Below are 8,936 nucleotides of genomic sequence, written 5' to 3'. Positions count from 1 at the left end.
GATGCCGTGTGGTGCCCCATGCACCCAAGATGGCGTTGCAAACTCATCTTGGCACAAGGGGGGACGGGTCCATCCCATTTCCCACACTGGGTATGGCGCCAAGGCCAGTGTAGGAGAGACGTCAGTCTCGATTGGGTTGATCTGGCCCGCCAGCGCTACGCGCTGCATCGCGAATGAATTCGCTCCCACACTGGGTGTGGCGCCAAGGTAAATGTAGAAGAGACGTCAGTCTCGATGGGGTTGATCTGGCCCGCCAGCGCTGCGCACTGCAATCGCGAATAAATTCGCTCCCACACTGGGTATGGCGCCAAGGCCAATGTAGGAGAGACGTCAGTCTCGATGGGGTTGGCCGTAGCGCTGGCGCTTGGCGTCGAGCAGCCGCTGGTCTGCGCGGCCGGCGAGGCTTTCCAGGCTGTCGCCCTGATGGCGCAGGGTGGCGACCCCGACGCTGATCGAGACACCGGCGAGTTCGGCTACCTGCTGGCGCAGCCGAGCGGCGGTGGCCGTAGCGTCCTCGCGGCCGATCTCGGGCAGCAGAATCAGAAACTCATCGCCGCCGAAGCGCCCCAGCAGGTCGCTCTCGCGCAGCGCCTGCTGCAGGCAGGCGGCAACGCGCTTGAGGGCGGCGTCACCGGCGGCATGGCCGAGCGTGTCGTTGACGTGCTTGAAGGCATCGAGATCCAGCATCAGCGCGCTGAGCGGGGAGACGTAGCGCCGCGCCCGCTCCACTTCTCGCTGGCCGAGGGTTTCGATATGCCGGCGATTGTAGCAGCCGGTAAGGAAATCGCGGGTAGCCATCTCCTCAAGCTGGATATTGAGCAGCTTCAGCTCGTGGTTGGCCTGCTGCAGCGCCGCAGTTCGCTCCTCCACCCGCGCCTCGAGCACCTGATTCTGGCGCTCCAGAGCTTCGCGGGCGTTGCGTAGCTCGGTCACATCCTGGGCAATCCCAAATAGATGGGTAACGCGCTGTGAATCTTCAGCGTCGTTGTGCAGCGGCACGATCAGCGTCAACCAATAGCCGAACTGCTCGTTGCCTTGCTCATCGAAGAAGGCGACGTGCTCCTCATAGCGAATGGGTTCATCGCGGGTCACACACTCACGGTAGCGGGCATAGATGGCCTCGGCGGTGGCCGCCGGCATGAAGGAGGCGATCGGTTTGCCAATGCACTCCCGCCCGATCGTGGCGTGCTGCGCAGGGTTGGCGGCCTCGACCACGAAGTGGCCGTCAGGCTCGGCGCGCACCAGGAACATGTTTTCGGGGAAGTGATGCCACAGCTCGCGGATCAGCGGATGCGCCATCAGCGCATCGTGAAAGGTCAGGCGTAAGCAGGGATCAGGGTCGGATTCGCTCATGGGAGTACCGCAGCGGTTTCACTTACCTTTGCAGCAACCGCGGCGCCTGGCAAGTGACAATGTCCCAAGCAGCGCTGCGCGCTGCCATCGCGAATGAATTCGCTCCTACCGGGGGATACGCCAAGGCAAAAGTGGGAGCGATTTTAATCGCGATGGGGTTGGGTGTTCCCAGCAGCGCTGCGCGCTGCATCGCGAATAAATTCGCTCCCACAATGATCGCGACTGAAGTCGCTCCCACACTAACCACTATACCAGGGCGTCGAGGCCGCGGGCGAGGTCGGCCTTGAGGTCGTCGATGTCTTCGAGGCCGACGGCGATGCGGATCAGGCCGTCGCTGATGCGGGCGGCGGCTTTCTGCTCCTCGGAGAGGCGGCCGTGAGTGGTGGTGCCGGGGTGGGTGATGGTGGTCTTGACGTCGCCCAGGTTGCCGGTGATCGACATCACCTGGGTGGCGTCGATCACCGACCAGGCGGTCTCGCGGGCGCTCTGCCCGCGACCGTTGACCACCTCGAGGCCTAGCACGGCGCCGTAGCCCTGCTGCTGGCGGCTGGCCAGCACGTGCTGGGGATGGCTCTCGAGGCCGCTGTAGTAGACGCGGCTCACCGCCGGGTGCGCCTCGAGCCAGCGCGCCAGGGCCATGGCGTTCTCGCAGTGGGCGCGCATGCGCAGGTTGAGGGTCTCGAGGCCCTTGAGGAAGATCCATGCGTTGAACGGGCTCATGCAGGGCCCGCAGGTGCGCACCACGCCGAACAGCTCCTCGAGCTCCTTGTCACGACCCACCACCGCCCCGCCGATGGCGCGGCCCTGGCCGTCGAGGTACTTGGTAGCGGAGTGGATGACCAGGTCGGCGCCCAGCTCGATGGGCTTCTGCAGCGCCGGGGTCAAAAAGCAGTTGTCGATGGCCAGCAGCGCATCGTGGCGGTGAGCGATCTCGGCCAGCGCCTGGATGTCGACCACCTCGGAGAGCGGATTCGACGGCGTCTCGGCGAACAGCAGCCGGGTCGCCGGGGTGATTGCCGCCTCCCAGGCCTCGAGGTCGGAGAGTTCGACGTAGCGAGTGACGATGCCGAACTTGCCGAGGTACTTGTCGAACAGGCTGACGGTGGAGCCGAACAGCGAGCGCGAGGCGACGATCTCATCGCCGGCCTGGAGCAGCGCCAGGGCGGTGGAGAGGATCGCCGACATGCCGGAGCTGGTGGCCACGCAGCGCTCGCCGCCTTCCATCACCGCCAGGCGCTGCTCGAAGTTGCGCACCGTGGGGTTGGTGAAGCGCGAGTAGATATTGCCCGGCTCTTCGCCGCCGAACTTGCGCGCGGCCTCGGCGGCGCTGCCGTAGACGAAGCTGGAGGTCGGGAAGATCGGCTCGCCGTGCTCCTGTTCGTGGGTACGAGCGTGGCCGGCACGGATCGCCTGGGTGGCCAGCGCCCAGTCGCGCTGGTTGGAGTTGTCAGTCGTCATCGAGGTCATCCTGATTGTGCATGCCGACCAGGGCGTGGTCGCTGACGTTCTGGACCTTGGCGCTATCGTTGCGCGAGGCCTCGAGTCGGGCCAGGTAAGCGTCGTCGATATCGCCGGTGATGTACTGGCCGTCGAATACCGAGCAGTCGAACTGCTCGAGGGCCGGGTTGACCTCGCGGCAGGCGTCGCGCAGGTCGTCGAGGTCCTGGTAGAAGATGCGGTCGGCGCCGATCAGCTCGCCGACCTCGGCCTCGCTGCGGCCGTGGGCGATCAGCTCGTTGGCCGCCGGCATGTCGATGCCATAGACGTTAGGGTAGCGCACCGGCGGCGCGGCGGAGGCAAAATAGACCTTGCTGGCGCCGGCCTCGCGGGCCATCTGGATAATCTGCTTGCAGGTGGTGCCACGTACGATGGAGTCGTCGACCAGCAGCACGTTCTTGCCCTTGAACTCGATGTCGATGGCGTTGAGCTTCTGGCGCACCGATTTCTTGCGCTGGGTCTGCCCCGGCATGATGAAGGTACGGCCTATGTAGCGGTTCTTCATGAAGCCTTCGCGGTAGGTGACGCCGAGATGCTGGGCGAGCTCCAGCGCCGAGGTGCGCGAGGTATCGGGGATCGGGATCACCACGTCGATGTCGTGCTCGGGCCACTCGTGCTGGATGCGGTCGCCGAGCTTGCGGCCCATCTGCATGCGCGTGCCGTAGACGTAGGCACCGTCGAGGATCGAGTCGGGCCGCGCCAGATAGACGTGCTCGAAGATGCACGGCGCGAGGATCGGCTTGTCGGCACACTGCTGGGTGTGGATGTTGCCGCGCATGTCGACGAAGATCGCTTCGCCGGGGGCCAGGTCGCGGTGCAGCTCGAAGCCGCCGACGTCAAGTGCCACCGACTCGGAGGCGATCATCACATCCTGGTGGCCGCCCTCGTCGCGGGTGCCGAACACCACCGGGCGGATGCCCTGGGGGTCACGGAAGGCGACCATGCCGAAACCGTTGATGATCGCCACCGCGGCGTAGCCACCCTTGCAGCGGCGGTGCACGCGGCGCACGGCGTCGAAGATGTCCTCGGGCTCGAGGTGGTGGCCCTGCTTGCCCAGCTCGTGGGCGAAGACGTTGAGCAGCACCTCGGAGTCGGAGCTGGTGTTGATGTGACGCAGATCGGTGGAGAACAGCTCCTGCTTGAGCTGATCCGAGTTGGTCAGGTTGCCGTTGTGAGCCAGCGAGATGCCGTAGGGCGAGTTGACGTAGAACGGCTGCGACTCCGCCTCGCTGGACGAACCGGCGGTGGGGTAGCGCACGTGGCCGATGCCCAGGTTGCCCTTGAGACGCGCCATGTGGCGGGTATGGAAGACGTCGCGCACCAGTCCATTGCTCTTGCGCAGCAGGAAGCGGTCTTCATGCCATGTCATCATCCCGGCGGCATCCTGGCCACGGTGCTGAAGGACTGTCAGCGCATCATAGATGCCCTGGTTGACCGCCTGGTTGGCCATCAGGCCCACGATACCGCACATTCCACTTTCCTCGCTGCACTGTTGCTTATGGCCGGCATGGCCAGCCTTGTAGGATATTAGAGCGCTACTGGGCGGCCGGTGCCCTGCTATCGGACGACCGGTGCCTCGCCTTCTTGCCCGCCGGGTTCGTCGAGCATGTCGTCCTGGTCATTGCCATCACCGAAGCCGGGTAGCGAGATATTGCGCCACGCCTCGGTGCGCTCCGGATCGCGCTGCTCCCAGGCCTCGACCTGGCTGATCACCCAGCTGCGCAGCTCCTCGAAGGTGGGCCGCAGCTCGGCATCGCGCCACGCCTCGAGCTGCGACAGCGGGGTCAGCGAGATCAGCACCGTGACCAGCACCAGGATCGCCGCGCCGCGCAGCACGCCGAAGCCGGCCCCCGCCACGCGGTTGAAGAAGCCCATGCCGACCCACTCCACCGCGGCATGCACGGCGCGGATCACCAGCCCGCAGATCATGATCACCACGAAGATCACCAGGATGAACGATAACACCAGCCGGCCGTCGGCGTTGTCGATCAGCCCGCTGAGCATATCGGCCACCGGCTCGGCGAACATCCGCGCGGCGATCAGCGCGATGATCCAGGCCGCCAGGCCCAGACCCTCGCGGATCAGGCCGCGCATGAAGCCGGCCATCATTGAAATCGCCAGTACCGCCAGGAACACCATGTCCAGCCAGGTGAGACTCATCAATCCTCCCGCACCCGGATCAGCAGCCCCTGGATATTGGCGCGCTCCTGTAGCTCGGTGCGCGCCTGCTCGCCGTCACTGGAGCTGGCGAAGGGGCCCACGTATACGCTGGTCATGTTGTTGTCGCGGGCGCGGCGATAGGCGCTGAAGCCCTGCTCATTGAGCTGTGCCTCGAGGCGCTCGGCGTTGCCGGCCTCGCCGAAGCTGCCCACCTGCACTGCCCACTCGCCGCCCTGGGTGGCGGCGGTAGGCGGCGACTGCTCCGCCTGTGCCTCGGGCTCGGTATCTGTCGCTGGCTCTGGCTCCGGCTCGCTGGGGGCCTGGGCGGCCTCGGCCAGTTCGGCGATCGGGTCGCTGGCCTCTGGCTCGGCCGGGGTCGCCTCGTCGAGATCGCCGGGCTCGTCACGAGTCACCGGATCGGTAGCCTCGACCACCTGCTCGACGTCGACCTCCGGCGGCTCATCGATCTCGCCGGAGGGCCGCGTGGAGAGACTCGCCGGCGGCGTCGGCTCGTCGACCGGGGTGCGCTGCACGTCGATGGGCTGCTCGATGGTCAATACAGGCGCCGGACGCTCCTCGCGGGTCGTCGGCGCATCGAACAGCATCGGCACGAAGATCACCCCCAGGGCGACGATGATCACCGCCCCGCTGATGCGTTCACGCATGCCGTATTTCATGCTGATCCCTCCTTATCCCTGGTGCTGGCGTCCTCTGCCACAGACGGTTGGGCCACAGACGGCTGGGCGACCACAGGCGATTCGATGAGGCGCCCGGCCTGCCACTCACCCAGCGCCTCGGCCACGGTAAAGAACGAGCCACACACCAGCACCTGGTCGTCGCCGCCGAGGTGCTCATTGAGCCAGGCCACGCCAGCGGCAACGCTGTCGGCGCAGTGCGCAAGCGGTTGGCCGGAGGCGGTGAGGGTCTCGGCCAGCGCCGCGGCACTGCGCGCCCGTTCACCCTCGAGGCTCACCGTGACCCAGGCGTCGACCTGCCCTGCCAGTTCCACGACCACACCGCTGGCGTCCTTGTCGGCAAGCATACCGAACAGCGCATAGCGAGTGCCGGCGCAGCCGCGGGCGTCGAGCCGCCTGGCCACATAATGGGCCGCATGCGGGTTATGCGCCACATCCAGGCACCAGTTACCGAGCCACTGCATGCGCCCGGCCAGCTGCACCTCGGCCAACCCCTGGCGGCAGCGCTCGGCATCGAGCGCGATGCCTGCCAGCGCCAGCGCCTGAAGCGCACTGGCAGCATTGTCCAGCGGCAGGCCTGGGTCGGGCAAGTGGTCAAGTCTCGGCGGATTGTCCGCTGTATGGGCTGCTATCGAGCCGCGCCACTGCCACTCGCCGTTGGCATCTGGCTCGCTGCGGGTTACCTGCTCGCCCAGCGCGAACAGCGGCGCGCCGAGGGACTCGGCGTGCTGGCGCACGCTGGCCGGCAGCGTCGTGCTGCCCAGCACCGCGGGGCGTCCGGTGCGCATGATGCCGGCCTTCTCGCGGCCGATCTGCTCGATATCGGTGCCCAGGAAGGCGGCATGGTCCTGGGCCACGGTGGTCACCATCGCGACATCCGCATCCAGGATATTGACCGCGTCCAGGCGTCCGCCCAGGCCGACCTCGAGAATCGCCAGCTGTGGAGCGTGCTGCGCGATGCTGTGCAGCGCAGCCAAGGTACCGGCTTCGAAGTAGGTCAGGCTGATCGGCTCGCCGCCCAGACGCGCCGTCTCGACGGCATGGAAACCGGCGATCAGGGTGTCGTCGTCGGCCTCGACGCCGTCGAGGCGCAGGCGTTCGTTGTAGCGCAGCAGATGCGGCGAAGTGTAGGTGGCAGTGGTCAGCCCGTGGGCGCGGGCCAGCGCCTCGAGCATGGCCACCGTGGAGCCCTTGCCATTGGTACCGGCAACGCTGATCAGCCGCGCGGCGATAGGAGCATCCAGCAGCCCCATGCGTTCGGCCACCGCGGCCACGCGCTCGAGCCCGAGCTCGATGCTGACCGGGTGCTGCTGCTCGAGGCGCGCCAGCCAGCCCGCCAGATCGGTGGGCAGTGCGGTGCTATCCGGCGAACTCATGGGGCGCTCCGTCAACGCGGCTCCTGGCCGTCATCCTCGACGGGCTGCTCGAGCGGCTCGTCGACCTCGGCTTCGGGCGGCTGCTCGGCGACGTCTACCAGATCAGGCTCGGACTCCTCGGGCATGCCGCTGACAGGCAGATGGGTCAGCTTGCGCAGCACCGCCCCCAGGCGGTCGCGCATCTCGCTGCGGTGGACGATCATGTCCACGGCGCCGTGCTCGAGCAGGAATTCGCTGCGCTGGAAGCCTTCCGGGAGCTTCTCACGCACGGTCTGCTCGATGACCCGCGGCCCGGCGAAACCGATCAACGCGTTGGGTTCGGCGACATTGAGGTCGCCGAGCATCGCCAGCGACGCCGAGACGCCGCCGTAGACCGGATCGGTCAGCACCGAGATATAAGGGATACCGGCCTGCTTTAGCTTCTCCAGCGCCGCCGAGGTCTTGGCCATCTGCATCAGCGAGAACAGCGCCTCCTGCATGCGTGCGCCGCCGGATGCCGAGAAGCACACCAGCGGGATGCCCTCCTCCAGCGCGACGGTCGCCGCACGCACGAACTTTTCGCCGACGATGGCGCCCATCGAGCCACCCATGAAGGTGAACTCGAACGACACCACGACGATCGGCATGCCGTCGAGGGTGCCGCGCATGGCGATCAGCGCATCGTTCTCGTCGGTGCTCTTCTGGGCCGCCGCGAGGCGGTCCTTGTACTTCTTGGAGTCGCGAAACTTGAGGCGATCCACCGGTATCAGGTCGGCGGCAACCTCTTCGCGGCCCTCCTTGTCGAGGAACCAGTCAAGGCGCTTGCGGGCGGTCAGCCTCAGGTGATGGTCACACTTGGGGCAGACGTTGTGGTGTTTCTCGAGTTCGGGCAGATAGAGCACTGCCTCGCACTTGGGGCACTTGCGCCACAGCCCGTCGGGCACGCTGGCGCGTCGGTCCTTGCGCTGGATACGGCCCATCGAGGGCACGATCTTGTCTAGCCAGCTCATGTCAGAATGCTTCCCGTATGCTGAGTCATGGAGTCATCGCGTTATGGCGCTCGCTCAAGCGTCCATGGCACGGCGCATCTCGCCGAGCACGGCCTTGAGCTGCGGCGCGATGGCGGCCGGGTCGTCGGCGCTGTCGGCGATGCGGTTGACCAGCGCCGAACCGACGATCACGCCGTCGGCGACCTGGGCCACCGCCGCCGCCGAGGCGCCGTCGCGAATGCCGAAGCCAACGCACAGCGGCAGATCGGTCATCTCGCGCAGCGGCGCCAGATGGCTGGCGACGTCTTCGGCGTCGAGGCTGGCGGAGCCGGTCACGCCCTTGAGCGAGACATAGTAAAGATAACCTTCGCCATGGGCGCATATTGTAGCGGCCCGAGCGTTGGAGGTGGTAGGGGCAACCAGGAAGATCGACGCCAGGCCACGGGCCTTGAGCACCGGGCCGAACTCCTCGGCCTCTTCCGGCGGCATGTCAACAGTCAGCACCCCGTCGACACCCGCCTCGGCGGCGGCATCGGCGAAGGTGTCGTAGCCGATCCGCTCGACGGGGTTGAGGTAGCCCATCAGCACCACCGGGGTGGTGCTGTCGGTGCGGCGAAACTCGCGCACCATGTCGAACAGGTCGACAAGCCGGGTACCCTTGGAGAGCGCCCGCTCGCAAGCCTTCTGGATCACCGGGCCATCGGCCATGGGATCGGAGAACGGCACCCCGAGCTCGACGATATCGGCACCGGCCTCGACCAGGGCGTGCATGAAGCCCACGGTGTGCTCGGGGCCCGGGTCGCCGGCGGTAATATAGGGGATCAGGGCCTTGCGGCCCTGCGCCTTGAGCTCGGCGAAGCGTTGATCGATACGGTTCATCGCGGGTC

Annotated in this window: 8 protein-coding genes; all 8 read right to left on the bottom strand. The window is 66.6% G+C overall.

The annotated features are described in order from the left end of the window. Positions 1 to 330: 330 nt before the first annotated feature. On the bottom strand, positions 331 to 1,353 hold the full coding sequence (locus tag QC821_RS16500) for a GGDEF domain-containing protein (RefSeq protein ID WP_309723831.1): 1,023 nt from the start codon (positions 1,351 to 1,353) through the stop codon (positions 331 to 333). A gap of 246 nt (positions 1,354 to 1,599) precedes the next feature. Then, complete coding sequence (locus QC821_RS16495) at positions 1,600 to 2,811, bottom strand: O-succinylhomoserine sulfhydrylase (protein ID WP_309723829.1); 1,212 nt, start codon at positions 2,809 to 2,811, stop codon at positions 1,600 to 1,602. Continuing rightward, positions 2,801 to 4,321, bottom strand: a complete 1,521-nt coding sequence (gene purF, locus QC821_RS16490) for an amidophosphoribosyltransferase (RefSeq protein ID WP_309723827.1) — start codon at positions 4,319 to 4,321, stop codon at positions 2,801 to 2,803. Before purF ends, QC821_RS16495 begins: the two co-directional genes overlap by 11 nt. 86 nt (positions 4,322 to 4,407) lie before the next feature. Further along, positions 4,408 to 5,010, bottom strand: a complete 603-nt coding sequence (locus tag QC821_RS16485; RefSeq protein ID WP_309723826.1) for a CvpA family protein — start codon at positions 5,008 to 5,010, stop codon at positions 4,408 to 4,410. After that, on the bottom strand, positions 5,010 to 5,687 hold the full coding sequence (locus QC821_RS16480; RefSeq protein WP_309723824.1) for an SPOR domain-containing protein: 678 nt from the start codon (positions 5,685 to 5,687) through the stop codon (positions 5,010 to 5,012). Before QC821_RS16480 ends, QC821_RS16485 begins: the two co-directional genes overlap by 1 nt. After that, on the bottom strand, positions 5,684 to 7,081 hold the full coding sequence (folC, locus tag QC821_RS16475; RefSeq protein WP_309723822.1) for a bifunctional tetrahydrofolate synthase/dihydrofolate synthase: 1,398 nt from the start codon (positions 7,079 to 7,081) through the stop codon (positions 5,684 to 5,686). The genes QC821_RS16480 and folC overlap by 4 nt, the downstream gene beginning before the upstream one ends. Positions 7,082 to 7,092: 11 nt before the next feature. Then, on the bottom strand, positions 7,093 to 8,070 hold the full coding sequence (gene accD, locus QC821_RS16470; RefSeq protein ID WP_309723820.1) for an acetyl-CoA carboxylase, carboxyltransferase subunit beta: 978 nt from the start codon (positions 8,068 to 8,070) through the stop codon (positions 7,093 to 7,095). A gap of 54 nt (positions 8,071 to 8,124) precedes the next feature. After that, complete coding sequence (gene trpA, locus QC821_RS16465; RefSeq protein WP_309723818.1) at positions 8,125 to 8,928, bottom strand: tryptophan synthase subunit alpha; 804 nt, start codon at positions 8,926 to 8,928, stop codon at positions 8,125 to 8,127. Positions 8,929 to 8,936 lie beyond the last annotated feature (8 nt).

This window comes from Franzmannia qiaohouensis (assembly GCF_031451695.1).
Classification (GTDB): Bacteria; Pseudomonadota; Gammaproteobacteria; order Pseudomonadales; family Halomonadaceae; genus Franzmannia; species Franzmannia qiaohouensis.
The sequence above is the reverse complement of the archived record's forward strand: the minus strand, read 5'-3'. Positions and strand labels throughout refer to the sequence as shown.

What these genes read in the sequence shown, in the direction of transcription:
- purF (WP_309723827.1), bottom strand. Translation starts at nt 4,321, where the DNA reads ATGTGCGGTATCGTGGGCCTGATGGCCAACCAGGCGGTCAACCAGGGC.
- QC821_RS16485 (WP_309723826.1), bottom strand. Translation starts at nt 5,010, where the DNA reads ATGAGTCTCACCTGGCTGGACATGGTGTTCCTGGCGGTACTGGCGATT.
- QC821_RS16500 (WP_309723831.1), bottom strand. Translation starts at nt 1,353, where the DNA reads ATGAGCGAATCCGACCCTGATCCCTGCTTACGCCTGACCTTTCACGAT.
- trpA (WP_309723818.1), bottom strand. Translation starts at nt 8,928, where the DNA reads ATGAACCGTATCGATCAACGCTTCGCCGAGCTCAAGGCGCAGGGCCGC.
- folC (WP_309723822.1), bottom strand. Translation starts at nt 7,081, where the DNA reads ATGAGTTCGCCGGATAGCACCGCACTGCCCACCGATCTGGCGGGCTGG.
- QC821_RS16480 (WP_309723824.1), bottom strand. Translation starts at nt 5,687, where the DNA reads ATGAAATACGGCATGCGTGAACGCATCAGCGGGGCGGTGATCATCGTC.
- accD (WP_309723820.1), bottom strand. Translation starts at nt 8,070, where the DNA reads ATGAGCTGGCTAGACAAGATCGTGCCCTCGATGGGCCGTATCCAGCGC.
- QC821_RS16495 (WP_309723829.1), bottom strand. Translation starts at nt 2,811, where the DNA reads ATGACGACTGACAACTCCAACCAGCGCGACTGGGCGCTGGCCACCCAG.